Source organism: Erwinia sp. S38 (assembly GCF_016624545.1).
In the GTDB taxonomy this organism is placed as follows: Bacteria; Pseudomonadota; Gammaproteobacteria; order Enterobacterales; family Enterobacteriaceae; genus Erwinia; species Erwinia coffeiphila.
In genome coordinates this window covers 1-24957 of the sequence record NZ_JACVTS010000025.1, presented here as the reverse complement: position 1 = coordinate 24957, position 24957 = coordinate 1, and the positions used below count along the sequence as shown (strand labels likewise).

Annotated in this window: 28 protein-coding genes; 16 read left to right on the top strand and 12 right to left on the bottom strand. The window is 55.4% G+C overall.

The genetic code is table 11. The features are described 5' to 3' along the window. The first annotated feature begins 5 nt into the window (after positions 1-5). The 5 genes from IBT46_RS22480 (at position 6) to cysE (ending at position 3160) form a co-directional block, all read left to right on the top strand. Positions 6-437, top strand: coding sequence for a rhodanese-like domain-containing protein (locus IBT46_RS22480; RefSeq protein ID WP_105594457.1), 432 nt, complete (start codon positions 6-8; stop codon positions 435-437). A 17-nt stretch (positions 438-454) separates the two neighbouring features. Further along, positions 455-706 (top strand): glutaredoxin 3, encoded by a 252-nt coding sequence (grxC, locus tag IBT46_RS22475; protein ID WP_105594458.1) that lies wholly within the window; start codon positions 455-457, stop codon positions 704-706. Positions 707-792: 86 nt separating this feature from the next. Continuing rightward, positions 793-1254, top strand: coding sequence for a protein-export chaperone SecB (secB, locus tag IBT46_RS22470; RefSeq protein ID WP_105594459.1), 462 nt, complete (start codon positions 793-795; stop codon positions 1252-1254). Then, the gene (gene gpsA, locus IBT46_RS22465; RefSeq protein WP_105594460.1) at positions 1254-2273 is read left to right on the top strand and encodes an NAD(P)H-dependent glycerol-3-phosphate dehydrogenase; all 1020 of its coding nucleotides are present in this window, start codon (positions 1254-1256) and stop codon (positions 2271-2273) included. Before secB ends, gpsA begins: the two co-directional genes overlap by 1 nt. 65 nt (positions 2274-2338) lie before the next feature. Continuing rightward, the gene (gene cysE, locus IBT46_RS22460) at positions 2339-3160 is read left to right on the top strand and encodes a serine O-acetyltransferase (protein ID WP_105594461.1); all 822 of its coding nucleotides are present in this window, start codon (positions 2339-2341) and stop codon (positions 3158-3160) included. Positions 3161-3174: 14 nt separating this feature from the next. Here the strand turns inward: cysE and trmL are convergent, their stop codons facing one another. The 3 genes from trmL to cpxR are packed head-to-tail and all read right to left on the bottom strand — an operon-like array spanning position 3175 to position 5761. Beyond that, positions 3175-3648 (bottom strand): tRNA (uridine(34)/cytosine(34)/5-carboxymethylaminomethyluridine(34)-2'-O)-methyltransferase TrmL, encoded by a 474-nt coding sequence (gene trmL, locus IBT46_RS22455; protein ID WP_200547475.1) that lies wholly within the window; start codon positions 3646-3648, stop codon positions 3175-3177. 38 nt (positions 3649-3686) lie between these two features. Further along, entirely contained in the window at positions 3687-5066 is a 1380-nt protein-coding gene (gene cpxA, locus IBT46_RS22450; RefSeq protein WP_200547474.1) for an envelope stress sensor histidine kinase CpxA, read from the bottom strand. Beyond that, positions 5063-5761 carry an envelope stress response regulator transcription factor CpxR gene (cpxR, locus tag IBT46_RS22445; protein WP_105594464.1) on the bottom strand — a complete coding sequence of 233 codons (699 nt, stop codon included), beginning with the start codon at positions 5759-5761 and terminating at the stop codon, positions 5063-5065. Before cpxR ends, cpxA begins: the two co-directional genes overlap by 4 nt. 152 nt (positions 5762-5913) lie before the next feature. On the opposite strand from cpxR, the gene cpxP reads away from it, so the two are divergent. The 5 genes from cpxP (at position 5914) to IBT46_RS22420 (ending at position 10750) form a co-directional block, all read left to right on the top strand. After that, positions 5914-6423 (top strand): cell-envelope stress modulator CpxP, encoded by a 510-nt coding sequence (gene cpxP, locus IBT46_RS22440; RefSeq protein ID WP_105594465.1) that lies wholly within the window; start codon positions 5914-5916, stop codon positions 6421-6423. A gap of 189 nt (positions 6424-6612) precedes the next feature. Continuing rightward, positions 6613-7509 (top strand): CDF family cation-efflux transporter FieF, encoded by an 897-nt coding sequence (gene fieF / locus IBT46_RS22435; RefSeq protein ID WP_200547473.1) that lies wholly within the window; start codon positions 6613-6615, stop codon positions 7507-7509. Between the two features lie 215 nt (positions 7510-7724). Then, complete coding sequence (gene pfkA, locus IBT46_RS22430; RefSeq protein WP_105594467.1) at positions 7725-8687, top strand: 6-phosphofructokinase; 963 nt, start codon at positions 7725-7727, stop codon at positions 8685-8687. A 144-nt stretch (positions 8688-8831) separates the two neighbouring features. Continuing rightward, positions 8832-9821 carry a sulfate ABC transporter substrate-binding protein gene (locus tag IBT46_RS22425; RefSeq protein WP_105594468.1) on the top strand — a complete coding sequence of 330 codons (990 nt, stop codon included), beginning with the start codon at positions 8832-8834 and terminating at the stop codon, positions 9819-9821. A gap of 182 nt (positions 9822-10003) precedes the next feature. After that, entirely contained in the window at positions 10004-10750 is a 747-nt protein-coding gene (locus IBT46_RS22420; protein ID WP_200547472.1) for a CDP-diacylglycerol diphosphatase, read from the top strand. A gap of 29 nt (positions 10751-10779) precedes the next feature. Here the strand turns inward: IBT46_RS22420 and yhjD are convergent, their stop codons facing one another. Then, positions 10780-11778: an inner membrane protein YhjD gene (yhjD, locus tag IBT46_RS22415; protein ID WP_200547471.1), complete on the bottom strand. Its 999-nt coding sequence runs from the start codon at positions 11776-11778 to the stop codon at positions 10780-10782. A gap of 54 nt (positions 11779-11832) precedes the next feature. Then, positions 11833-12732, bottom strand: coding sequence for a LysR family transcriptional regulator (locus IBT46_RS22410; RefSeq protein WP_200547470.1), 900 nt, complete (start codon positions 12730-12732; stop codon positions 11833-11835). Between the two features lie 115 nt (positions 12733-12847). On the opposite strand from IBT46_RS22410, the gene IBT46_RS22405 reads away from it, so the two are divergent. Further along, positions 12848-13606 (top strand): SDR family NAD(P)-dependent oxidoreductase, encoded by a 759-nt coding sequence (locus IBT46_RS22405; protein WP_200547469.1) that lies wholly within the window; start codon positions 12848-12850, stop codon positions 13604-13606. Between the two features lie 147 nt (positions 13607-13753). Here the strand turns inward: IBT46_RS22405 and IBT46_RS22400 are convergent, their stop codons facing one another. After that, a complete protein-coding gene (locus IBT46_RS22400) occupies positions 13754-14605 on the bottom strand; it encodes a PhzF family phenazine biosynthesis protein (RefSeq protein WP_200547468.1) in 852 nt (283 codons plus the stop codon). Between the two features lie 128 nt (positions 14606-14733). Between IBT46_RS22400 and IBT46_RS22395 the strand changes: the two genes are divergently transcribed. Then, positions 14734-15357: a glutathione S-transferase family protein gene (locus tag IBT46_RS22395; protein WP_200547467.1), complete on the top strand. Its 624-nt coding sequence runs from the start codon at positions 14734-14736 to the stop codon at positions 15355-15357. 3 nt (positions 15358-15360) lie between these two features. Here the strand turns inward: IBT46_RS22395 and IBT46_RS22390 are convergent, their stop codons facing one another. After that, complete coding sequence (locus IBT46_RS22390) at positions 15361-16815, bottom strand: PLP-dependent aminotransferase family protein (RefSeq protein ID WP_200547466.1); 1455 nt, start codon at positions 16813-16815, stop codon at positions 15361-15363. A gap of 138 nt (positions 16816-16953) precedes the next feature. On the opposite strand from IBT46_RS22390, the gene IBT46_RS22385 reads away from it, so the two are divergent. Further along, a complete protein-coding gene (locus IBT46_RS22385) occupies positions 16954-17541 on the top strand; it encodes a LysE family translocator (RefSeq protein WP_105594476.1) in 588 nt (195 codons plus the stop codon). Positions 17542-17632: 91 nt separating this feature from the next. Here the strand turns inward: IBT46_RS22385 and mqo are convergent, their stop codons facing one another. Continuing rightward, positions 17633-19237, bottom strand: coding sequence for a malate dehydrogenase (quinone) (mqo, locus tag IBT46_RS22380; RefSeq protein WP_200547465.1), 1605 nt, complete (start codon positions 19235-19237; stop codon positions 17633-17635). Positions 19238-19549: 312 nt separating this feature from the next. Continuing rightward, the gene (locus IBT46_RS22375; protein ID WP_200547464.1) at positions 19550-20005 is read right to left on the bottom strand and encodes a carboxymuconolactone decarboxylase family protein; all 456 of its coding nucleotides are present in this window, start codon (positions 20003-20005) and stop codon (positions 19550-19552) included. Between the two features lie 92 nt (positions 20006-20097). Here IBT46_RS22375 and IBT46_RS22370 point away from each other — a divergent pair, with 92 nt between their 5' ends. After that, positions 20098-21537: a PLP-dependent aminotransferase family protein gene (locus IBT46_RS22370; protein WP_200547463.1), complete on the top strand. Its 1440-nt coding sequence runs from the start codon at positions 20098-20100 to the stop codon at positions 21535-21537. A 33-nt stretch (positions 21538-21570) separates the two neighbouring features. On the opposite strand, the gene tpiA is transcribed toward IBT46_RS22370, so the two are convergent. Both tpiA and IBT46_RS22360 read right to left on the bottom strand, forming a co-directional pair. Then, positions 21571-22338 carry a triose-phosphate isomerase gene (gene tpiA / locus IBT46_RS22365; RefSeq protein ID WP_200547462.1) on the bottom strand — a complete coding sequence of 256 codons (768 nt, stop codon included), beginning with the start codon at positions 22336-22338 and terminating at the stop codon, positions 21571-21573. Positions 22339-22455: 117 nt separating this feature from the next. Continuing rightward, positions 22456-23049: a YiiQ family protein gene (locus IBT46_RS22360; protein WP_200547518.1), complete on the bottom strand. Its 594-nt coding sequence runs from the start codon at positions 23047-23049 to the stop codon at positions 22456-22458. 89 nt (positions 23050-23138) lie between these two features. Here IBT46_RS22360 and IBT46_RS22355 point away from each other — a divergent pair, with 89 nt between their 5' ends. Further along, positions 23139-23573 (top strand): DUF805 domain-containing protein, encoded by a 435-nt coding sequence (locus IBT46_RS22355; protein ID WP_105594481.1) that lies wholly within the window; start codon positions 23139-23141, stop codon positions 23571-23573. On the opposite strand, the gene fpr is transcribed toward IBT46_RS22355, so the two are convergent. Next, the gene (gene fpr, locus IBT46_RS22350; protein ID WP_200547461.1) at positions 23574-24320 is read right to left on the bottom strand and encodes a ferredoxin--NADP(+) reductase; all 747 of its coding nucleotides are present in this window, start codon (positions 24318-24320) and stop codon (positions 23574-23576) included. Between the two features lie 308 nt (positions 24321-24628). Here fpr and IBT46_RS22345 point away from each other — a divergent pair. Beyond that, the coding region (locus tag IBT46_RS22345) for an MFS transporter (protein WP_200547460.1) at positions 24629-24957 on the top strand (329 nt) is incomplete at its 3' end.

The following is a 24957-nucleotide window of genomic DNA, read 5'->3' as shown; positions in this document are numbered from 1 at the left end:
CCCTCATGCAAGATATTATGCAGTTTGCAGGCAATCACACAATTTTAAGTCTGGCGTGGGTTGTTTTGCTGGTTTTGGTGATCGTGACTACGGTTAAGGGTCTGTTCTCCAAAGTAAAAACGATTAGCCGTGGTGAAGCCACCCGTTTAATCAACAAAGAAGATGCCGTGGTTGTAGATGTGCGTGGGCGCGATGACTTCCGTAAAGGCCATATTTCAAATTCAGTTAACGTACTGGCTGCTGATATCAAAAAAGGCAGCTTCAGCGAACTGGAAAAACACAAAGCGCAGCCGCTGATTGTCGTTTGTGCGACCGGTACTTCAGCAGGTGAATCCGCGTCGCAGCTGAACGCTGCCGGATTTGCACAGGTGTATGTGCTGAAAGACGGTATTTCTGGCTGGAGCGGCGAGAACCTGCCGCTGGTCCGCGGTAAGTAAACTTCAGGAGTGTCGGCATGGCTAACATTGAGATCTATACCAAAGCAACCTGCCCTTTCTGCCATCGTGCCAAAGCGCTGTTGGATCAGAAAGGCGTGAGCTATCAGGAAATCCCGATTGATGGGGATGCCGATACGCGTGAAGTGATGATCAAACGCAGCGGCCGGACTACCGTTCCTCAAATTTTTATTGATGCACAGCACATTGGCGGCTGTGACGATCTCTTTGCGCTCGACGGCCGCGGCGGTCTTGACCCGCTGTTAAAATAGTAACGAGCTGAGTACGCACTGAGCGCTCACAGGATGACGAACACTGCGGCACAATAACGGATTATTAACCCATAGGATTACGTATCATGTCAGAACAAAACAACACCGAGATGGCTTTCCAGATCCAGCGTATCTATACCAAAGACATCTCTTTTGAAGCGCCAAATGCACCGCAGGTTTTCCAGAAAGAGTGGGAACCGGAAGTTAAGCTGGATCTTGATACCGCCTCTACTCAGCTGGCTGACGACGTATATGAAGTTGTACTGCGCGTAACCGTAACCGCAACGGTAAACGACGAAGCGGCGTTCCTGTGCGAAGTTCAGCAGGCGGGTATTTTCTCCGTCAGCGGCATTGAAGGCACGCAGATGGCACACTGCCTGGGTGCATACTGCCCGAACATCCTGTTCCCGTATGCTCGTGAATGCATCACCAGCCTGGTTTCTCGCGGTACTTTCCCGCAGCTGAATCTTGCACCGGTTAACTTCGACGCGCTGTTTATGAACTATCTGCAGCAGTCAGAAGGTGCAGCGCAGCAGCAGGATGCTTAATGCGTAGCTCTCATGCTTCCATGAGCGTCATCGGTGCCGGCTCGTACGGCACCGCCCTGGCGATTACGCTTGCCCGTAATGGCCACGACGTGGTGCTGTGGGGGCATAATCCACAGCACCAGGCGCAGCTTCAGTCCGATCGCTGCAATACCGCTTTCCTCCCCGATGTGCCTTTCCCCGATACTTTGCAGATAGAAACTGACCTGGCTAAAGCGATTGCTGCCAGCCGTGATCTGCTGGTGGTAGTCCCCAGCCATGTATTTGGTGACGTTTTGCAGCAGATTAAACCACATCTGCGTGCGGACTCCCGTCTGGTATGGGCGACGAAGGGCCTGGAGAAAGAGACCGGTCGTCTGCTACAGGACGTGGCGCGAGAAATTCTGGGCGACGCGATCCCGCTGGCGGTGATTTCCGGTCCGACATTTGCCAAAGAGCTGGCTGCCGGTATGCCAACGGCGATAGCGCTTGCGGCCACCGATAGCACTTTCGCAGATGAGATCCAGCAATTACTGCACTGTGGTAAAAGTTTCCGGGTATACAATAATCCTGATTTTATCGGCGTTCAGCTCGGTGGTGCGGTGAAAAACGTTATCGCTATCGGAGCAGGAATGTCGGATGGCATTGGCTTTGGTGCGAATGCCCGTACGGCGCTGATTACCCGTGGCCTGGCTGAAATGAGCCGCCTGGGTGCAGCGTTGGGTGCCGACCCTACGACGTTTATGGGTATGGCCGGCCTCGGTGACCTGGTGCTGACCTGTACCGACAATCAGTCGCGCAATCGTCGTTTCGGCATGATGTTAGGCCAGGGGGCTGATGTTGAAGGCGCGCAGCAAACCATCGGCCAGGTAGTGGAAGGCTTCCGCAATACCAAAGAAGTGAAAGCACTGGCCGCGCGATTTGGCGTTGAAATGCCAATCACCGAGCAGATTTATCAGGTACTGTACTGTGGTAAAAATGCACGTGAGGCAGCGTTGAGTCTGCTTGGGCGTACCAGAAAAGATGAGAACAGCGGTAGCTGAGATGGTGTAACCGTGTCGTTGTCTGTTGGCGTCCTGGTGACGCCATTTTTAGTGGGGAGTGAGTTATGTCGTGTGCAGAACCTGAACTGATCTGGGATAACATCAAAACGGAAGCGCGAGCGCTGGCCGATTGTGAACCTATGCTGGCCAGTTTTTACCACGCTACCCTGCTCAAGCACGATGACCTCGGAAGTGCGCTGAGTTATATGCTGGCCAATAAGCTGGCAAATCCGATTATGCCGGCGATTGCTATTCGTGAAGTTATTCAGGATGCGTATTCGCAGGACCCGTCGATGATCGTTTCCGCCGCCTGCGATATTCAGGCGGTGCGCCAGCGTGACCCGGCGGTCGATAAATACTCGACGCCGCTACTCTATCTGAAAGGGTTCCACGCACTTCAGGCGCATCGCATTGGCCACTGGCTGTGGCATCAGGGCCGTCGTGCGCTGGCGGTGTACCTGCAAAACGAAGTGTCCGTGTCGTTTGCCGTCGATATTCACCCGGCGGCGAAAATCGGCCGCGGTATTATGCTGGACCACGCCACAGGGATCGTTGTGGGTGAAACGGCGGTTATCGAAGACGATGTCTCTATTCTGCAATCCGTTACCCTTGGCGGTACCGGTAAAACCAGCGGCGATCGCCACCCGAAAATCCGTCAGGGAGTGATGATCGGCGCGGGCGCTAAGATCCTCGGCAATATCGAAGTGGGTCAGGGGGCGAAGATCGGCGCGGGTTCCGTTGTATTGCAGCCGGTTCCGCCGCATACCACCGCCGCTGGCGTTCCTGCGCGCATTGTCGGCAAGCCCAACAGCGACATGCCGTCAATGGATATGGACCAGCACTTTAACGGTATGGTGCCGGGCTTTGAATTCGGCGATGGGATCTGAGCCTGGCTCAGATTTCAGCTTCTTAGCAGCGCACCCGCATAGCCCAACTGTCGCCACGCTTCATATACCACCACCGATACCGCATTTGACAGGTTCATGCTGCGGCTGTCCGCCATCATTGGAATACGGATTTTTTGCTGTGCGGGCAGGGCATCAAGAATGCTGGCCGGTAGGCCGCGCGTTTCCGGGCCAAACAGCAGATAATCGCCATCCTGATAGCTTACCGCGCTGTGAGCAGGGGTTCCCTTGGTGGTCAGCGCAAACAGGCGCTCAGGCGCTTCTGCGGCGACAAACGCCTCATAGTTTGCATGATGCTTAATGGCGGTGAATTCGTGGTAGTCCAGCCCGGCGCGGCGCAGTCGTTTATCATCCCAGGCAAAACCCAGCGGTTCGATAAGATGCAGCTGAAAGCCGGTATTGGCGCACAGGCGGATGATATTGCCGGTATTCGGCGGAATTTCAGGTTCGAATAAAACGATATGTAGCATGAAACGGCCCTCTGATACGAGGGCCGCAGGATAGCAAATTATTCGTGCTGAGTGGTATACAGCGGTAGCCAGATGGTCAGCCGCAGCCCGCCCAATGGACTGTCATCGGCTTTCACCCAGCCGTGATGCTGCTGAATGGCATTTTCCACAATTGCCAGCCCCAGCCCGGTACCGCCGGATTCGCGGTCACGTGCCTCATCGGTGCGGTAGAACGGTCGGAAAATCTGTTCCCGATCCTCCGGGCTGACGCCCGGGCCGTCATCATCCACATGGACGGTGACGCCTTTTTTATCCACCGAGAAGCTGACCGAAATTTTGCTGTGCGAGTAGCGCAGGGCGTTACGCACGATGTTCTCCAACGCGCTGTCGAGCGTGCTGGGGTTACCGTACAGCGGCCATGGACCCGGTGGATAAGGCACCTCCAGCGATTTACCCATCTGCTCCGCTTCGAACTTCGCATCTTCCAGTACATCCGACCACAGGTGATTGGCCTTGATCGCCTCGCTGACCAGCGCATTTTTGTGCTGAGTACGCGAGAGCACCAGCAGGTCGTTGATCATGCCATCCAGGCGCTGCGCTTCCATCTCGATACGCTCCAGCTCTTTGGCCTCACCGTGGCGGCGTCGCATCAGTGCGGTGGCCAGCTGCAGGCGAGTCAGCGGGGTGCGCAGTTCATGCGAGATATCGGACAAAAGCCGCTGCTGCGAAGTCATCATCCGTTCCAGCGCGCTGACCATCTGGTTGAAGCTGGCACCCGCCGCAAGGAATTCCTGCGGACCGGCTTCCAGTTCCGGTCGCTGGCGCAGGTTACCGGCGGCTACATCATCCGCGGCATGTTTCAATTTGCGTGCCGGTTTTGCCAGGCTCCATGCCAGCCAGAGCAACAGCGGTGAGCTGATCAGCATGGTGACGATCAGCAGCAGCAGCGGCCGGTCAAACAGCAAATTGATAAAATCGAGCTGTGAGTTACTGGCGGGACGGATCAAATACAGCTGATAGCTGTCTTCCCCATCGCGCACGGAGAACGGGCCGGCCATTTCCAGGCGGCCATATTTTTTCTTCTGCGGTTGATCTGAGTTATCAGACTGGCCGATAAAATTACGAATCACCTGCATTTCACTGTGCTGCGCGCCAATCACCCGGCCTTCGCTGGTCACCAGCAGCAAACGCTGGCCGGGGGGAGCCCATTTATCAATTGCGCGAAACAGCCTGCGCCACCACATCAGGTCGTTGGGCGGGTCCTGTGCCAGCTCCGCCTCAACGTGCTGCTCAATCATGACTCCCTGCCGTTCTTCACTGTCCAGCAGTGGCGTCATTTGGCGGGAATCGAGCTTCGGCAGCATTAACACCAGCATCAGCACCAGTGCCAGCGTCAGCCAGAATATGGCAAAGATGCGGGTGGTCAGGCTGGATATCATGTTGCGGACACCATCAGATAGCCACGTCCGCGCAGCGTTTTGAACCACGGATGTTCGTCTTTACGCTCCGGCAGCTTGCGCCGCAGGTTTGAGATATGCATATCGATAGCGCGATCGAACGGAGTAAGCCGCTTACCAAGGACTTCCTGGCTCAGATGTTCACGTGACACAACCTGGCCCAAATGCTGCGCCAGCAGATAGAGCAAAGTGAATTCTGTTCCGGTCAGATCCAGCGTCACGCCGTCGAAGCTGGCTTCCTGGCGGCCCGGGTTCAGGCGTAGTAAATCCACCTCCAGCGTTGGCGAGCTGTTGTCGTGCTGTTGCTGCTGCTCACTCCAGTTGGAGCGGCGCAGAATGGCACGGATACGCGCAACCAGTTCCCGGTCGTTGAACGGTTTTGGCAGGTAATCGTCCGCGCCCAGTTCCAGACCGAGTACGCGATCCAGCTCGCTGCCGCGAGCGGTCAGCATAATCACCGGCGTCTGATGCTGTTGACGCAGTTCTTTCAGGGTATCAATGCCGTTTTTCTTCGGCATCATCACATCAAGTAATAGCAGATCGACACTGCTATCCAGTAGCGCCAGCGCCTGTTCACCGTCACCGGCAACCAGCACATTGAAGCCTTCCATTTCCAGCAATTCTTTCAGCAGCGAAGTCAATTCGCGGTCATCGTCAACCAACAGGATTTTATTCATCTTTTATTGCCCTCCGCAGGCAAAATACCGTGAACGAACGCGCTCAATCTATGACTTTACGTAGTTTTACACCCCCTGACGCTTGTTTGCAGCAGGCCCCGTAGACTGAATCTCGTTGAATCGAAATACGGAAACAAACTTGGGAGTAAACGATGCGCAGAGTTACCGCCGTCGTTGCGGTTCAGGCGCTGGTGCTTAGCCTCTCCACCGCATGGGCTGCTGACGTTACGACGAATGACGAGATGCATCACACTGATGGAGCAAGCAGCACATTCAGGCTGGGCCCGCAAAATCACATGTTTGATGGCATCAATTTAACGGAGCAGCAGCGTCAGCAACTACGGGATCTGATGCAACAGGCACGGCACGATCGTTCTCCTATAAGTATTAACGATTTAGAGCAACTGCACGAACTGATTATTGCAGATAAATTCGATCAGGCAGCTTACGAAGCTCAGGTGGAAAAAATAGCGCAGGCGGAGGTTGAACGCCAGGTCGAGATGGCCCGGGTGCGCAACCAGATGTATCACCTGTTAACACCGCAGCAGCAGGCTGTCTTAGAGCAGAAACATCAGCAGCGCATCGATGAGTTGCGCCAGCTAACGAACTCGCAGCAGGCCTCGCCTCTGCAGGCAGTACGTAACACCAGCAGTAACCCGTAAAGTACCAGTACATACTATCCCTGTTTTTCCTTGCCATAGACACCATCCCTGTCTTCCCCCTCATGATGAGGGGGTTTTTTTTGCCCATCAGATTTCAATGTTTCTCCGCATGCACCGGCTCGCAATAACCGGGGATTTTTTGCGCTTAAATCCAGTATACTGACGGTACTTTTCCTGCCGGAGTGCGTCATGAATCAACGCTATGCTCGGCTGGTCAACTCGGCAGCACTGGCCGCTACGGTTCTTGCTTCGCTGCTGTTGATCATCAAAATTTTCGCCTGGTGGCATACCGGATCGGTCAGCGTACTGGCCGCGCTGGTTGACTCGCTGGTGGATATCGCCGCTTCCCTGACCAATCTGCTGGTTGTTCGCTACTCGCTGCAGCCCGCTGACGCGGAACATACTTTCGGCCACGGCAAAGCCGAATCGCTCGCCGCCCTGGCTCAGAGCATGTTTATTTCTGGATCGGCCCTGTTTCTGTTCCTGACGGGTCTTCAGCATCTGGCCACGCCCGCCCCAATGCATGCGCCGCTGGTGGGAATGATCGTCACCGTTATCGCGCTGTTTTCTACGCTAATACTGGTCACTTTCCAGCGCTGGGTCGTGCGCCGCACCCACAGCCTGGCGATTCGTGCCGACATGCTGCACTATCAGTCTGACGTGATTATGAACGGGGCGATACTGCTGGCACTTGGCCTGAGCTGGTACGGTTTTCATCGCGCGGATGCGCTGTTTGCCTTAGGCATTGGCGTCTGGATTCTGTATAGCGCGTTACGGATGGGGTATGAAGCTGTTCAGGCGCTGCTCGATCGCGCACTGCCCGATGAGGAGCGGCAGATCATTCTGGAGATTATTGCGGCGAAATCCGGCATCCAGGGGGCGCATGATATTCGCACCCGCCAGTCCGGGCCGACTCGATTTATTCAGCTCCATCTGGAAATGGATGACCACTTACCACTGGTTAAGGCACATAAGATAGCGGATGAGCTGGAGCAGGCGTTGCTGATGCGTTTTCCGGGGTCTGATGTGATTATCCATCAGGACCCGTGCTCCGTGGTGCCAGTGGAGCCAAAAAATAATTTTTAGTGGTAAATTGTCGTTAAATTAATCAGTTAGCTCTGCATCACATAAAACGTGAGTTACCGCAAAAAAAATAGGCAAATCTTGCCTGACCTGAATCAATTCAGCTAACGAGATTTGATATACTATCAGCTTAACTTAGTCGGTTAGCTCTTGTGCGCGCGTCCTGCCGCCCCGGCGTTCAGAATTCAACATTTGCATCAACAAGTTCAGAGGTTGTCATGATCAAGAAAATCGGTGTACTGACAAGCGGCGGCGACGCCCCAGGTATGAACGCTGCAATCCGCGGTGTCGTACGCGCGGCGCTGAGTGAAGGACTGGAAGTTTTTGGTATTTATGACGGCTATCTGGGCCTGTATGAAGATCGCATGGTTAATCTGGATCGCTACAGCGTATCCGACATGATTAACCGCGGTGGTACGTTCCTTGGATCTGCACGCTTCCCTGATTTCCGTAAAGATGAAGTGCGTGCGGTAGCCCTTGATAATATGAGAAAGCGCGGCATTGACGCGCTGGTAGTGATCGGCGGTGACGGTTCTTACATGGGTGCCAAGCGCCTGACCGAAATGGGCTTCCCGTGCATCGGCCTGCCGGGCACGATCGATAACGACGTTGCTGGTACGGACTACACCATCGGTTACTTCACCGCGCTGGAAACGGTTGTTGAAGCGATTGACCGCCTGCGTGATACCTCCTCTTCGCATCAGCGTATTTCTATCGTTGAAGTGATGGGCCGCTACTGTGGCGATCTGACCCTGGCGGCGGCGATTGCCGGTGGCTGTGAGTTTATCGTTCTGCCAGAAACGCCATACACTCGTGAAGAGCTGCTGGCGGAGATTAAAGCCGGTATTGCCAAGGGTAAAAAGCACGCAATTGTGGCGATTACCGAGCATATCTGCGATGTGGATGAGCTGGCGAAATATATCGAAGCTGAAACGAAGCGTGAAACCCGTGCAACCGTACTGGGCCATATCCAGCGCGGTGGGGCACCGGTTGCCTATGACCGTATTCTTGCTTCTCGTATGGGTGCTTATTCCATTGAACTGCTGTTGCAGGGCTACGGCGGCCGCTGCGTGGGTATTCAGAACGAGAAAATGGTTCACCACGACATCATTGATGCGATCGAAAATATGAAACGCCCGTTCAAAGGCGACTGGCTGGAAACCGCCAAAAAGCTTTACTGATAAAAAACAAGGCGCTGCGCTCCAGCGCCTTTTTTATGCAAAGTGTTATTCCATATAGTTATTACAGCTTCTTTTTAATTCTTTAATTCGCAGTCTGCTTTATGTCACGCTCCTCCTCAGATTAAACCTTTGGGAGTGCGTGCAATGAAGAAGTGGAGTGTGGGAATTACCCTGTTACTGGCCTCAACCAGCGTGCTGGCGAAGGATATTCAGCTGCTGAATGTCTCTTACGATCCAACACGTGAACTGTATGAGCAATACAATAAAGCGTTCAGCGCTCACTATAAGCAGGAAACCGGCGATAACGTGGTGATTCGCCAGTCGCATGGCGGCTCAGGCAAACAGGCGACGTCGGTGATCAACGGGATTAAAGCGGATGTTGTGACCCTGGCGTTGGCCTCGGACGTTGACGCCATTGCAGAACGTGGGCGCATCGATAAAAACTGGATCAAACGCCTGCCGGATAACTCCGCACCGTACACTTCCACCATTGTCTTCCTGGTGCGTAAAGGTAACCCAAAACAAATTCATGACTGGCCGGATTTGATTAAGCCGGGCGTCTCTGTGATTACTCCGAACCCGAAAACCTCCGGCGGCGCACGCTGGAACTATCTGGCAGCCTGGGGATGGGCACTGGATCAGAACAACGGCGATCAGGCTAAAGCGCAGGAATACGTGAAGTCGCTGTTTAAGAATGTTGAAGTACAGGACTCCGGTGCACGTGGCGCCACCAACACCTTCGTTGAACGCGGCATTGGTGACGTGCTGATTGCCTGGGAAAACGAAGCGTATCTGGCGGTGAACAAACTGGGTAAAGATCAGTTTGAAATTATCACCCCGAGCGAGTCAATCCTGGCCGAGCCGACCGTTTCCGTGGTGGATAAAGTGGTCGACGAGCGCGATACCCGTAAAGTTGCCGACGAGTACCTGAAGTATCTCTACTCGCCGGAAGGCCAGACTATCGCGGCGCAGAACTTCTACCGTCCGCGTGATGAGGCCGTTGCCAAGAAATTTGCCAGCACCTTCCAGCCGGTGAAACTGTTCACTATCGACGGTAAGTTCGGTGGCTGGACGGCGGCACAGAAAACCCACTTCGCTGAAGGTGGAACTTACGATCAGGTGATGAAGCGCTAAATACCGATTGGGAGTCATGTAATCAGGGCCGACACTGTCGGCCCTTTTTGTTTTTCTCTGTTGGACTAAGCGTATTCATCGCAACGTTCCTCGCCGTGGAAGCGCGCTCGCCGATGATTTCACATGATCTTACCGCCCGCTTCGATTACATTGTGAACGATTATTGGCTGAGGTAATGATTGATGCATGGAAGAAAGCGCTTAGCGATTTTGCTGGTTGGGGTAATAGCGGCATCGGCTGGCGCTATGGCTCTGTATTTTAATAATAATGCCGATGCCTTATGGAAGATTGTCAGCCAGCAGTGCGTCGTGGGCGAGCAGCAGAAACACGATCCGGCCCCGTGCAGCCTGGTCAGTGAAGCCGATGGTTATGTGGTACTAAAAGACCGCAATGGTGCGCTACAGTTTCTGCTACTGCCGATCGCAAAAATAACCGGCGTTGAAAGCCGAAAATTACTCAGCCCGGCCACGCCGAATTTTTTATCCGAGGCCTGGCGCGCCCGGCACTTTATGGAAGAACGGCGGGGGGCGGCGATTAACGATCGGGTCTATTCGCTGGCGGTGAATTCTGAGTGGGGACGGACGCAGAACCAGCTGCACGTGCATATTTCCTGCCTGCGGGCCGATATTCGCCAGCAGCTCGATGCACTCGACGGTACGCTGAATGTACAATGGCAGACCCATAAGCTGGGTAAACATGACTACGTTATGCGGGCAATTACCCGCGATGAGTTTAAACGCACCAGCCCGTTTATCCGTATAGCCAACGAACTGCCCGGCGCACGTGAAAATATGGGGCGTTACGGTGTGGCCATTGCTGCGTTGAAGGACGGGCGACGGGCGCTGATGGTGGTGGAGCGCAACTGGCTGCTTTTGAACCGGGGATCTGCCGAAGAGTTGCAGGACCACAGCTGTGCGCTGCTGAAGTAGTCAGGCCGGATTTCTCCGGCCTGTTAACGTTATTTCCCGATAGGTTCCGGGTCATCTTTATACTGTGCGGTGGCAATCCACGCCGCGCAGAACAGCGTCAGACGGGCAAAGAAGTAGAAGAACGCCATTAGCCCCAGCACGGAGCCGAAAGCGGCACCGGACGGTGAAGAAGCCAGCTTCGGCAGCGTCAGGGTCATAATAAATTTAATCACCTCAAAACCAATCGCTGCCAGCAGCGTACCGCGCAGCAGTGCCTTTTTACGCGGCTTGTGGCGCGGGAGTATCCAGAAAATCCACAGGAACAGCAGATAGTTGGCAAATATGGAGATCGACAGAGCAATCGTCGTCATCGCCGGGCGCAGCCATTCGATATCTTCCAGCCCCAGAGCCCTTACGATCGTCGCCTGCGCCGCACCGGCAATTGAGGTCAGCGACAGGGTAATAATCAGCGCCAGCACCAGCCCGGTCAGCGAGATAAAGTCGCGAGAATATTTGAACCAAACTTTTTCCTGATCCTGCGGCGTCCGTTCCCAGACGTCGCGGGACTGAGCGCGTATCGCTTCACGCAGATTACCCATCCAGCTGATGCCTGAATACAGCGCCACCAGCAGACCGGTTATCCCGACCGTCGTTCGCTGCTGGATCGCCGTATTGACCGTATTCTTCAACGTCGTTGCCAAAGAGGGATCGCTGATGCTGCTAACGATCTTATCGATCAGCTCGGTCAACAGGTCCTGATTTGATGCGAGCAGAAACCCGACGGCGGCAAAAGACACCATCAGGATCGGGATCAGCGAAAGAAATGAAAAATAGGTAATCGCTGCGCCAAACTGGCTACCAAGCCGATCGTTAAATCGCTCACCCGCACGAATAAAATGCGCTACCGCCGGAATGGCACGGAACCAGCTGACCAGCCGGGATACCCGGGTAATGGATTTATCGACCGTATGATTCCCGGTTTTGATGTTGATCAGCGGTTTTTCCGCCGTATCTGCTGCCTGGGGATCGCGCCGTTGAGTATCCGCCATGAATCCTTCTCTATCCTTTTGATTAATGTTTAATTGCAAATTATAGCCTGTCAGTCAGGCAACGTAGCGCTTCAGTGCCTGGCTCAGCCATTCAATGAACACTTGAACCCGCCGTGCCTGATTACGACGATGCGGCCAGAGCAGCGACAGCTGCATCGGGCATGCCGGGAAGTGTGGCAAAATCTCCACCAGTTTTTTTTCTTTCAATGCACTCTGCACGCCAACGCGCGGTACCTGAATAATGCCCAGACCGGCCAGGCAGGCCGAGCGGTAGGTTTCCGTGCTGTTCACGGTAACGGCACCGCCGGTTTTGATCTGCGTGGTCGTTTTACCATCAAAATATTCAAAGCCGCCCGACTGCACGCCGAGCTGCTGACTGTAGTGAACCATCGCATGCTGGGACAAATCCTTCAGGGATTCCGGTGTACCGAAGCGCGCAAGATAGTCAGGACTGGCGCAGTTAATCAGTGGAAGATGGCCCAGCGGCCGTGCGACCAGCCCGGAATCTTCTAAAACCCCCACGCGAACGACACAGTCGAAGCCCTCTCGTACCACATCTACCCGGCGATCGCTGCTGCTCAGCTCCAGTTCAATCCCGGGGTAGTGCTGAAGAAACTCGGGGAGTAGCGGGATGAGATAGCCGCTGGCGAGGCTGACCGGCATGTCTACCCGCAGCCGACCGCTGAGCGTGGCCGGATCGTGCTGGAACATCGAATCCATCTCTTCCAGCGTGGCCAGCACATCACGGCAGCGTTCGAAGTAAATCTGACCATCCTGGGTCAGCTGCACCCGCCGCGTCGTTCGGTGCAGCAGGCGCGAGCCAAGGCTGTTTTCCAGCGCCTGGATCTGGCGCGACAGGCTGCCTTTAGGCAGTCCCAGGCTCTCTGCCGCGCGGGTAAAACTCTGCATTTCCGCCACGCGTACAAACACTTTCATTGTGTGTATTTTATCCATTTTTTCTCTTATTGTTGTTGTTAATGGAACAGTGAAGCGTAGTTAACGCTATTTATAGTTCATCAGAGCAGTAATATCCTGTTTTTTGTCCACAGCCCACTCCCTGGAGAAACAAATGAGCGAGAAAATTGCACTGATCACCGGCGGCAGCCGCGGTTTAGGCCAGAATGCAGCGTTAAAACTGGCGGAAAAGGGGATTGATATCATTCTGACCTGGCACAGTAAAGAGCAGGAAGCGCAGGAAGTCGTCACGAAAATCCAGTCCCTGGGTGCGCGCGCAGTGGCGCTACAGCTGGATGTGGGCGATAGCAGCAGCTTTGATGCCTTTGCCGGACGCGTGCGGGAAACGCTGCAAAAAGTATGGCAGCGCGACAGCTTTGATTACTTATTCAACAATGCAGGGACCGGCCTCTATACGCCGTTTGCCGACACGACCGAAGCGCAGTTTGACCAGCTGGTGAATGTTCATTTTAAGGGACCTTTCTTCCTCACTCAGAAGCTGCTGCCGCTGATTACCAACGGCGGGCGCATTCTGAATGTGTCCAGTGGACTGGCACGCTTTACGCTGCCGGGCTCCGGCGCTTACGCGGCGGTCAAAGGCGCGATGGAGGTACTGACGCGCTATCAGGCTAAAGAGCTGGGCGCGCGCGGTATTGCGGTCAACATTCTCGCGCCCGGTGCAATCGAGACGGATTTCGGCGGTGGCCGGGTGCGTGATGATGCGGCAATGAATGCGGCGATTGCTGCACAAACCGCGCTGGGCCGCGTCGGCCTGCCGGATGATATCGGCAACGCCGTTGCCGCCCTGCTGAGCGACGAGTGCCGCTGGATTAACGGCCAGCGCATCGAAGCGTCAGGCGGAATGTTCCTGTAATTCAGCAAATTATGATTCACTATCGCGGTGGGGAGCGCAGCATCTGTGGCAAGCAAGCAAGCAAGCAAGCAAGCAAGCAAGCAAGCAAGCAAGCAAGCAAGCCGGGATCTCCCTCCGCGATAGTGAGTCGAATCGTCGCTACGTGGCTTATAAACGAATGGCACCATCCAGCACCGTGACCGTCTGGCCACCAATCCACACGCCGTCGCTGGCGTAGGTCACGGTCACTCTTCCCGCACGCTGGATGGCGGTTCCCTGATGAACCAGATAGTCCAGTTCCACGCCGCGTGCCTGGAAATAGCGTGCCAGGCAGGCGTTCGCGCTGCCGGTCACCGGATCTTCCGTCAGGGAACCTTGTTCAATTAGCAGGCCACGCACCTCATAGCCATCAGCGACGCCTTTGAGTGGCCCAAACGGCATTACCCCGTTCACGTTGGATTTCTTAATCAGCCGGGCAAACTCGACGGCGTCCGGTTTGATCTCCAGCACCGCTTCCGCCGACTTCATCGGCACCAGCAGCCAGCGAATACCCATATCGGCCACCATCACCGGCAGCTGCTCTTCCAGCTTATCACTGTTCAACGCGCTGGAAATGGGCGCATCGCTAAACGGCGTCAGCACTGCCTCCGGTGAAGCGAACGCCAGCGCACCGTCATCGGCGATGCGGATGTTCACCAGACCGACGCCGCACTGCTGCACGATCTGCTGCGGCTGATTCAGCGAAATACCGGACTCCAGCAATGCGTGCGCCGTGCCCAGCGTAGGATGCCCGGCAAACGGCAGCTCCATGTCCGGGGTGAAAATACGCACGCGATAATCTGCCGCCGGTTCGGTTGCCGGTAAAACAAAGGTGGTTTCGGAAAGATTGGTCCAGCGCGCGATGGTCTGCATCTGCTCATCGCTCAGGCCGTCGGCATCCATAATGACCGCCAGTGGATTACCGTTAAACGGCGTGGAAGTAAAAACATCAACCTGTTTAAAAGGGCGTAGCTGCGTCATAACAATACCTGTAACCGGAAGATTTCCATGGGGACTGACCACGTAGTGCGATGATTTATCACAGGGGTTGTCAGCCTCGTTGATTATGGCTATTACTAGATAATATCAGATAAAAAATGGAACATATTATGCTGAAAATACTGGGAAGAGCGTCTTCTATCAATGTCAGAAAAGTGCTGTGGATCTGTGATGAATTAGGTATCCCCTTTGAACGTGAAGAGTGGGGCGAGGGTTTTCAGTCGCCGAAGGAAGAGGCGTTTAAAGCGCTGAATCCGAACGCGCTCATTCCGGTTATTCTGGACGATGATTTTATCCTGTGGGAATCCAACACCATTATCCGCTACCTGGCGAATGCCTATGGGGGCGAATGGCTCTACCCGCAAAATCCCCGACAGCGTGCGCGTGTAGATCAGTGGATTGACTGGCAGGCCACCGAACTTAACACCGCCTGGCGCTATGCGTTTATGTCGCTGGTTCGCCATTCCCCTGCACATCAGGACCCAACCTTACTGGCGGCGGCCTGCAAGGGTTGGGAATACACCATGGGGATACTCAACCAGCAGCTGGAGAAAACCGGAGCTTACGTATCCGGGGACAACTTCTCGCTGGCAGACATCCCGGTTGGCCTGTCGGTTAATCGCTGGTATGAAACCCCGCTTGAACACGCGGAGTTTCCTGCCGTTCGGGCCTACTACGAGCGCCTGACCGCGCGTAAGGGCTATGCGGCCTGGGGTCGAAACGGTACGCCATAGTTTTTACGCCACGCCAGCCGCAATCCCGCTCATTTCGCAGGCCACGGCACCGGTGCGCTGCAACGCCCAGATGTAGCGCTCATTAAACGGGTAGCAGCAGGAGAGCCGCAGAGCGTTATTACAGCGCTCGCTCAGCGTGTAAAGCGCGCCGGGCGTCAGGCAGATTTTCTCCTGCAGCAGCCTGTGGAACAGCTCAACGCTGTCGATATTGCCAGGCAGCTCAACCCAAAAGACAAACCCTCCGCTGGGGCGGGTGGCGCGCGTTCCGTGCGGGAAATGGCGGGCGATGATACCGCGCGCCTCCTCCAGCTGAGCGGCATAGCGGCGGCGCAGCGAGCGCAGATGGTGATCGTAGCCGCCGGATTCCAGAAAAATCCCCAGCGTTTCCGACAGCAGGCGCGATTCTGCCAGCGAGGAAACGGATTTCAGCCGGGCCAGCTCCTGGCTGAAACGGCCGGCGGCAATCCAGCCGAGATGGAAGTCGGGTGCCACCGTTTTGGTAAAGCTGCTGCAGTACAGCACCCAGCCATTTTCATCAAAGGCTTTAACTGCGGGCGTCAGCGGCCAGCAGAACTGCAGTTCGGCATACAGTCCATCTTCCAGCAGCGGCACTTCGTACTGATTCACCAGTCGCGCCAGTCGCTTTTTCCCCTCCAGCGTCATGCTGCTGCCCAGTGGATTCTGCGCGTTCGGCATGGCGATAATCGCCTGAATACGCCGCTCCCGCAGCATCAGTTCCAGCGCATCCAGCGACAGCCCGTGCTGCGGATCGGTGGGGATCTCAAGCACCTTAAGCCCTAAGCTGGCGAGCAGCGGAAAGAGGTAAAAGTAGGTCGGCGTTTCCAGCCCAACGCAGTCGCCGGGCTGGGTAACCGCGCGCAGCGCCAGCTGGAGTGCTTCCATACAGCCGTGGGTGAGCGTTACGTCGTCCGTGCTGATGCGAATACCCAAATCCATTGAGCGGCGGGCGATTTCCCGACGCAGGCGCAGGCTGCCCGGCGGCAGGGCGTAGCGGCCAATCAGGTCGGGTTCACGACGCAGCAGTGAGGCCATGATGCGGCTGATTTTTGCCGTGGGGAAAAAGTCGCTGTTCTGCGGGCAGGCCAGTGAGATATTGGTGTAGTCTGCATGGTTCTGCGCGGCAAAAACGGCATCGATCAGGTCGAGTTTTTTACTCCCCGGCGAGCGTACGCTGCTGCGCGGCGGAGACTGGTAGGTCAGCGAAGGGAGCGCATCGCGCACGTAGTAACCGGACTGCGGCCGTGCTTCAATCAGGCCGCGATCTTCCAGAATGCCGTAGGCGGTCAGCACGGTATTAACGCTGACCTGATGGCTGGCCGCGCAGCGGCGGATGGCGGGCAGTCGGCTACCGGGCATAAACGTCCCCTGCTGGATAGCGGCGGCCAGCGTTTCGGCCAGATTATGGTACAGCGTCGCCTGCGGTTCGGTAATGGACACAGATCGCTCCTCAACGGATGGGTACAGTGATAACTTAAATCACTTTGTACCCATAACAATACTGTTTTTCTGCATCTGTTACCATCATGACAGAGTGAATACACTGGTTGTATTCACCCGGAATGTAGGAACTCTCTTATGCTCGATCTCTCTTTTGTCAGCTATGTCACCGTTATGTCGATTACCCCAGGCCCTAACAACCTGATGCTGGCGACCTCCGGGGTCAATTTTGGTATGCGCCGTACTCTGCCGATGGTCACCGGGATTATGCTGGGCTGTGGCATACAGACCGCACTGGCCGGTGCGCTGCTGGAAGTCCTGCTGACGTGGATGGGAGCAATCCGCCTGCCGCTGACGCTACTGGGCTGCGGCTATCTGCTTTGGCTGTCGTGGAAAATCTTCCGTTCCGGTGCGCCGGAGATGCGTGAAAAAGCGCGTCCGATGACGATGATTGGCGGCGCGCTGTTTCAGGCGGTGAATCCAAAAGCCTGGCTGATGGCAACCAACGTGGCGCTGATGTATACCGTCAACAGCAGCATTCTGGCAGTGATGGTCGGTTTTATGGTGCTGAACCTGCCGTGCATCCTGGTCTGGGCGATGATGGGCGATCGGCTGGGTAAGCATCTGCAGGTGCCGTGGAAGCTACAGCTGTTTAACACCATCATGGCGCTGTCGCTGCTGGCAACGACGCTGTGGATGCTGGTGGAAGCTATCCAGCTGGCTTAGTTCCTCGAATTTAGCGCAAGAAAAAAGGCGGATATCCGCCTTTTTTCTTTTTCAAATCGCCCGCCGGCGCATGGGTTTCCCCATCCTGCGATTACTTACCGACGACTTCCGCCGCCTGCTCGCTGTTTTCATCATTGGCAGAGGTCATTGGCGCGTAGTCCAGCTGCAGGATGCGGCTGGTGTCCGCCAGCTCCTTCTCCGTCGCGGCCACGTTGCCGTTCAGCTTCTGGCCATAGAATGGGATAATTGCCTTCAGTTTGCTCTGCCAGTCTGACGATGCCATCTGCTCTTTGAACACTTTGCTCATCAGATCCAGCATGATCGGTGCCGCCGTTGAGGCACCCGGCGATGCGCCCAGCAGCGCGGAAATGGTGCCATCCTGCGAGGTGACCACTTCGGTGCCCAGCTTCAGTACGCCGCCTTTTTTGGCATCTTTCTCAATGATCTGCACGCGCTGACCGGCTTTCACCAGCCGCCAGTCCTCTTTACGCGCGTCCGGGAAGTATTCGCACAGTGCCTTATGACGATCGTCAGCGCTGAGCAGCACCTGACCGACCAGATATTTCACCAGATCGAAGTTATCCATCCCCACGCGCATCATCGGCATCAGGTTCGATGGCGTAATAGAGCCAAACATATCCCACAGGGAACCCTGCTTGAGGAACTTGGTGGAGAAGGTAGCAAATGGACCGAACAGCAGCACCGGCTTGCCGTCCAGCGTGCGGGCATCCAGGTGCGGAACGGACATCGGCGGTGCACCAACGGACGCTTTGCCGTACACCTTCGCCAGATGGCGCTTCACCACTTCCGGGTTTTCGCTAACGAGGAACTCGCCACCCACCGGGAAGCCTGCATAGTTTTTCATTTCAGGAATTGCGGATTCCTGTAACAGCGTCAGCGCCGCACCACCGGCACCGATAAAGACATATTTGGCGCGAATGGTGTCCTGCTTGCCGTCGTTGTTCAGATCGGCCACGGTCACGTTCCAGCTGCCGTCGCTGTTGCGATGGACCTTGCGCACTTCGTGGCGATTTTTCAGGCTGAAGTTCGGGTTCTTCTTCAGTGAGGTGACCAGCTGGCGGGTGACTTCACCGAAGTTAACGTCGGTGCCGATAGGAATACGGGTAGCGGCAACTTTCTGCCCCTGCTCGCGGCCTTCCATCACCAGCGGCACCCACTGTTTGATCTGTTCCGCATCTTCTGAATATTCCATACCGCGGAACAGGCTGCAGTTTTGCAGCGCCGCGTAGCGACGTTTCAGGAAGCTGACGTTATCGTCGCCCCAGACAAAGCTGATATGCGGCACGCTGGTAATGAAGCTGCGCGGATCGCGCAATACGCCACGTTCAACCTGGTGTGCCCAGAAACGGCGGGAAATCTGGAACGCTTCGTTAATTTCTACCGCTTTCTTAATGTCGATCGATCCATCGGCATTTTCCGGAGTGTAATTCAGTTCCATCAGCGCTGAGTGTCCCGTACCGGCATTATTCCAGCCGTTGGAACTCTCTTCGGCGACTGCATCGAGACGCTCTACCATGCTGATGCGCCAGTTCGGCTCCAGCTCTTGCAGGTAGGTACCAAGGGTGGCGCTCATCACTCCACCACCGATCAGTAAGACATCAACGTGCTTCTCGTCTTCTACAGCGGCTTTACTGGTCAAACCCAGACCCGCCAGAAGTACTGCCATTTTACGCATGAGGATACATCTCCGTATGCTGAATTAATTCAACATGTTAAGCAGGTAAAACAGACCCGATATATCTCTGAACCAGTGAAGTTATTGCGCTAATTCAGGAATGCTAAAAGATTCCACCCGCATTTTTTGCTGCAAGTTTAATCACTTTTAGGAAGTATCAGAAATATACCATTGTTACGGGCTAATTAAAAAAGTGTTTAAAGATTAAAAATGAGAATGATTCATGAGCGGAAATTAGTAACATTTATACGGGCCGTTGAGCGGCCCGCAATACCAGCAGGAGATGAGGGGTAAATGGCTGAGAAGGATGGATTAATTACGAGGAGCGCTGTCCGGTAGCTTGCGGTGGCTTATGGCCAGACGGTTATAAGCATTCATTAAACCGATAGCAATTGTCATATCGGTAATCGCTTTTTCGCTAAATTCTTTTTGGACCAGGGCATACACCTCGTCCGGTGCGTTGGTCTGCGCAATCAGCGTCAGGGATTCGGCCCAGGCCAGCGCCGCCTGCTCATTGCTGGAAAACCAGTTGCCTGCTTCACGCCACACCTGGGTGAGCACAATTTTGTCCCACGGCATCCCCTCTTTGTGTAACGCTTTAGTGTGCATGTCGATGCAGTATGCGCAGCCGTTAATTTGTGAGACGCGCAGGAAAATCAGTTCGATAATGCTCATCGGCACGCCGCACTGCGCGACATAACCATAGACGCCGCCCAGCGCCTTCATTCCGGTTGGGGAAGTGGCGTTAAAATCAATACGTTCGCTCATATTTGTGTCTCCAGATACAGGGGGATTGGCGTGAATGATCGACAGCATTCGCTGCTGATGACTATTTTCATCGGTTTGATGGGGCAATAAAAGTGCCAGGAATTGACAAAAACAGTGGTCCATCTGCCGTGCAAACGGCGGAACAAATCGGCCTGCAGCGCTACGCCGATCGTTCGCTGACGGAGCAGATTCGTACCGGGATGGCGCAGGCGATTGCGGAAGGTCGCCTCCCGGCGGGGTCGCGCGTGCCTTCCTGCCGTGATCTGGCGGTTGCTCTGGGTGTTGCACGCGGTACGGTGCGTGCGGCCTACGATATGCTGGTAGACAGCCAGCTGCTGGTGGCTCGTGGCGCAGCGGGCACCTGGGTCAGTGCCGTGCTGCCCGCCGCCCGTGCGATACCGCCGAAAGCACCGGTGCTGGCTCCGCTGGCGGATGTGGTCCATGCCTTTGACATGGTGCCAATGACTTTCCAGATGGGCGCTCCTGCCAGCGATGCTTTTCCGGCCAAAGTCTGGTCGCGGATTCTGGCCCGCCACGTTCGGGAGATTGCCGGAGGCGCAACGGGGTATGCCGATCCGCGCGGCAGCCTGGCGCTGCGTCAGGAGCTGGTGAGTTATCTGTCACTGGCGCGCGGTATCCGCTGCCAGGCCTCGCAGGTCATTATCACCAATGGCTATACCGGTGCGCTGGGCATTATCTGCCTGGCGTTGGGGCTGCATGGTTCGCGTGCCTGGAGTGAAGATCCGGGTTATCTGCTGGCTCGCCGTGCACTGAACCTGGCCGGAATCGAGGCGATACCGGTGCCGGTAGATGAGCAGGGTATTTCCGTTGCGGACGGTATACGGCTGGCGGACGATGCACGCGTGGCATTGGTAACGCCGGGGCAGCAGTCACCGCTCGGCGTGACATTATCGCTTGCGCGCCGCGGCGAGCTGCTGGCCTGGGCGCGGCGGCAGGATAGCTGGGTTATCGAAGATGATTATCTTGGCGAACTGCAATTGCAGGGGCGGGCGGCTCCTGCCCTGGCGGCGCTGGATGCAGAGCGCGTGCTGCATATTGGCACGTTCAGTAAAACGCTCAGCCCGGCGCTGCGTATGGGATATCTGGTGGTGCCGGACGCGCTGGCCGGGCATTTTGCGGAAACGGTGGCGCTGCTGGCGCCGGCATCGTCATCCGTTCTGCATAACGCGGTGGCGGAATTTCTGCACGATGGGCACTACATGCGCCATCTGCGGCGGATGAAACGGCTGTATGCCGCCCGACTCAGCGAGCTGCTACAGGCGCTTGAGCCGCATTTTACACAGCTGTCGCGTGCGGCACTGGCGGTGATTATTCCCCTGCCGCAGGGCACGCGCGATGTACAGATTGCAAAGGCGGCGCTGGCGTACGGTATGGCCCCGTCACCGCTGTCGGTGTGGTATCAGGATAAAACGGCTTACTGCGGGCTGGTGTTGGGGGTGACTAATTTGCCGGAAGGCGGTTTTGCCGCGAGTGCGGCCAGGCTGAAGGCGCTGGTGGAGGAGTTTGGCTAAAACTATCCCTGCCCCGAAGGGCAGGGATGAGGATCAGGCTTTTTTCGCTGCGGCAGCGGCTTTCACGATAACCGCGAACGCGTCAGCTTTCAGCGATGCACCGCCAACCAGCGCGCCGTCGATGTCCGGCTGGCCGAACAGCTCTGCTGCGTTTTTATCGTTAACGGAACCGCCGTACTGGATAATAACCTGTGCAGCCACGGTCGCATCCTGCTTCGCGATGTGGTCACGGATGAACTTGTGTACCGCCTGTGCCTGCTCAGGGGTTGCTGATTTGCCGGTACCGATGGCCCATACTGGCTCATAGGCGATAACCGCGCCGTTGAAGGCTTCAGCGCCCTGAGTTTTCAGCACGGCATCGATCTGACGAGCGCAAACTTCTTCAGTTTTGCCCGCTTCGTTTTCAGCGTCGGTTTCACCGATGCACAGAACCGGCACCAGACCTGCCGCTTTCACGATAGCGAACTTTTTAGCAATGAATTCGTCGCTCTCTGCGTGATAGGTACGACGCTCAGAGTGACCGATAATGATGTAGTGCGCACCGATATCTTTCAGCATGTCGGCAGAGGTTTCGCCGGTAAACGCGCCTGACAGATTCACGTCAACGTTCTGCGCACCCAGTACGATATGGCTACCAGAAATGGCATGTTTTGCCTGATCCAGATAGATCGCCGGTGGGGCAATTGCCACGCCACAACCGTCAACACCGCTCAGTTCGTTACGCAGACCGGCGATCAGCTCATTGACCATGTGCTTGCTACCGTTCAGTTTCCAGTTACCCATCACTAATGGATGTCGCATTGTATCCTCCACGCTTAGAGAGTATTAAAGCTGCCGGCAGGCAGCGTTGTCTGCCGACAGTATAGAGATCAAATATGCGAAAGGCTTTGCTTTTCGTCATCGTTTGCATGAATCGATTCAGGGGGTAGCGAGAGCCAGTTTTAGCGGTTCGATCGCGAAAGTAAGCCCCTTTTCGCCGTTATCCGCCACAATGTAGCGCAACGCCCCCTCCGACTGCTGGTAATATCGCGAATTCTTGCCTTTCGCCAGCAGATCGTTCACCCGTTTCTGGCTTTGTTCATCGCTGAGCATCGGTTCAAAGAACCGCACAAAGGCCGTCATATAGGCCAGTGCCTTTTCCCGCGCGGCTTTCTGTTCTGGCCCGGGGATGGGGAGCCAGGTGATCTGCAGCGTTTTGATCTTCCCGCTGCCGTGCTCAAGCGCCGTGGAAGCGTAAAGATTTTCGTTGATCTTACTAGCGGCACGGGTCAGATTGCTTTTATCATCGGGTGTGTCAATTGCGCGATATTCACCTAACGGTAACGTTGCGTTGGCAGCATTATATTTTTCACGAAACTGGCCAATGGTCATATCAAAGGTTGGGGCCCCCATTTGCAGATAGGGTGCCGCAGGCATATGTTCTGCCCGGTCCTGAGGATCGGGATCGGCTTTTGCTGTAGCGATGTTCAGTGTGGTCAGCAGGATAATCGCTGCCCAGATCGCTTGATTCATTTTCATGGCCCTAACCAGTAAACTCTGCTCAAGATTAAAACGGACAATGACTGGAAAAGTCAAAGGGCACCCTGACACTGGGAAAAATAATGACTCTACAACAATGGTGTTTCTCATTTCGTGGCCGTCTCAGGCGGCGGGATTTCTGGATCTGGCAGGTGGTCTGGATACTGCTATTGACGCTGTTGTTTAGTCTTGCCGGTAACGGTTTGATGGATATGCAACTGGCGGCATTTTGCGTGGTGGCGCTGCTGTGGCCGGTCAGCGCAGTACTGGTGAAACGATTACACGACCGCAACAAGGGCGGCCAGTGGGCGCTGCTGCTGATCCTCGCGTGGATGCTGATGGCCGGTAGCTGGTCGATGCTGCCAGGGGATGCGCAGTGGCTGCTGGGGCGTTTTATCCCCACGTTGATTCTGGTCAGCATGATGGTTGAACTTGGCTTCTTCCGTGGTACGGATGGCGATAACCGTTACGGTAAGACGGCGCAGTATGTGGTGTTCCTGCGCCGTGGAACAGCCTGATTACCAGTAGTGTTCGCTGGTCATGTGGCCCGGTTTACGCTTGAAGTGCTTGCGCATTCCGCGAGTATCTTTCAGCAGCTGCTGGGTGTCTTTTACCATCTCCGGGTTACCGCACAGCATGACGTGGCTCGACTCAGCATCGATTTTCAGGCCAGTTGCGGCCTCCAGCTGGCCGCTGGCAATCAGTGCCGGCACCCTGCCGGTCAGCGAGCCTTCGGCTTCTTCACGACTCACTACCGTTTGAATCTGCAGCTGGCCGTTATAGCGCTGCTGTAGTTGCTGCATCTGCGGCAGATAGCTCAAATCCCGGGCGTAGCGCGCGGCATGAAGCAGTACGATATTCTTAAAGCGATCCAGTCCTTTCCCTTCTTCTAAAATCGACAGATAAGGGCCAATGGCGGTCCCGGTTGCCAGCATCCACAGCGTATCGCATTGCGGAATTTCTTCGATAACAAAAAAGCCCTGAGCGTCCTGGGTAATCATTACTTCATCACCCGGCTTCAGCGCATACAGTAGCGGGCTGAGCTTACCCTCAGGAACCAGCACCAGATAGAACTCAAGATTTTTATTACTCGGTGCATTCACAAAGGAATAGGCGCGAACCACGCGTTCACCGTTAACTTCCAGCGACAGCTTGGCGTACTGGCCAGCGGTAAAGGGGTCGATGGGGGCGGTCACAATGATACTGAACAGGCTTTCCGTCCAGTTCGTCACTTTTTCTACTCGGGCGTTGACCCAGGCGGCCATAACAAACTCCTTAACTCAGTTGCGGCAGGATTGGCTTCTCTGCGGCTATCTTCGTCAGCTGTGAGTGGTTTTTCCAGTTTCCGGCGGCGGTAAAGCTCGTATAAACAAAGTATGCGCACGAATTTACCTTAGCGTAAAAATTGTTTTACAGTCGCGCCCGTTTTTAGTGACAGCCGCAGGTGGCTTATTTTGGGTTCAGTCCTCGCTTTGTCATCCATTCCTGATATTTTCTCCGGCGCTGAGCGTATCCATTTGCCTGATCCTCTGGATACGAAAAATTTTACCGTTATTTATACTGATGTGGCGCGATGAAAAAGATTGAAAATGGACATCTGTTAGTGATGCTGATTGCGCTGCTGGCGGTCGGACAAATGGCGCAGACTATTTATGTTCCGGCGATGTCCACCATTGCGGCGGCATTTAACGTTGGCGATGGTGCCGTTCAGCGGGTAATGGCGGCCTATCTGATGACCTATGGTGCCTCTCAGCTGTTTTATGGCCCGCTTTCGGACAGTATTGGCCGCCGGCCGGTCGTTTTGCTCGGTATGGGGATATTTATCCTCGGTTCGCTGACGGCTTTGCTGGCGCACAGCCTGAACGGGCTGGTGCTGGGGGCGGCGATCCAGGGGCTGGGGAC